Raw genomic sequence first — 1172 nt, 5'->3', positions numbered from 1 at the left:
TGGCGGTGGCGCTGGCGCCGGAGGTGGCCGGGGTGCTGGCCCGGTATCCGCTGCGGGACCTGGTGACCGCCTCGGCGCCGCTGGTACTGCTCGTGGAACGCGAACGCGCCCTGTACGGCTCCTGGTACGAGTTCTTCCCCCGCTCCGAGGGCACACCCGAAGAGCCCCACGGCACCTTCCGCACCGCCGCCCGACGCCTCGGACCCATCGCCGACATGGGCTTCGACGTCGTCTACCTCCCCCCGATCCACCCCATCGGCACCACCCACCGCAAAGGCCGCAACAACACCCTCACCGCCCACCCCGACGACGTCGGCGTCCCCTGGGCCATCGGCTCACCCGAAGGCGGCCACGACACCGTCCACCCCAGGCTGGGCACCCTGGAGGACTTCGACCACTTCGTCCACCGGGCCAACGCCCTCGGCCTGGAAATCGCCCTCGACCTCGCCCTGCAGTGCTCCCCCGACCACCCCTGGGTGCACAAACACCCCCGCTGGTTCCACCGCCGCACCGACGGCACCATCGCCCACGCCGAGAACCCCCCCAAGAAGTACCAGGACATCCACCCCCTCGCCTTCGACGCCGACATGGACGGCCTGATCACCGAAACCCTCCGCATCCTGCGCCACTGGATGAGCCACGGCGTACGCATCTTCCGCGTCGACAACCCCCACACCAAACCCGTCGTCTTCTGGGAACGCGTCATCGCCGACATCAACACCACCGACCCCGACGTCGTCTTCCTCGCCGAGGCCTTCACCCGCCCCGCGATGATGCACACCCTCGCCCAGATCGGCTTCCAGCAGTCCTACACCTACTTCACCTGGCGCACCACCAAGCAGGAACTCACCGACTACTTCACCGAACTCACCGGCGAGGCCGCCGCCTACATGCGGCCCAACCTGTTCACCAACACCCCCGACATCCTCCACGCCTACCTCCAGCACGGCGGCCGCCCCGCCTTCGAGACCCGCGCCGTCCTCGCCGCCACCCTCTCCCCCACCTGGGGCATCTACAGCGGCTACGAACTGTGCGAGAACACCCCCCTGCGCGAAGGCAGCGAGGAATACCTCGACTCCGAGAAGTACCAGCTCACCCCCCGCGACTGGGACACCGCCGCACGCGAGCACCGCACCATCGCCCCCCTCATCACCCGCCTCAACACCATCCGC

At 68.9% G+C, this 1172-nt stretch carries 1 pseudogene; it reads left to right on the top strand.

What is annotated here, in order from left to right:
- Window positions 1-1172 (top strand): annotated as a pseudogene (locus tag ACIRFL_RS43860) (alpha-1,4-glucan--maltose-1-phosphate maltosyltransferase); the annotation flags it as partial.

The sequence above is a fragment of the Streptomyces sp. NPDC102462 genome (assembly GCF_044765425.1).
GTDB lineage: Bacteria > Actinomycetota > Actinomycetes > Streptomycetales > Streptomycetaceae > Streptomyces.
Note: the sequence above shows the minus strand (reverse complement) of the source record. Positions and strands in the feature narration are given on the sequence as shown.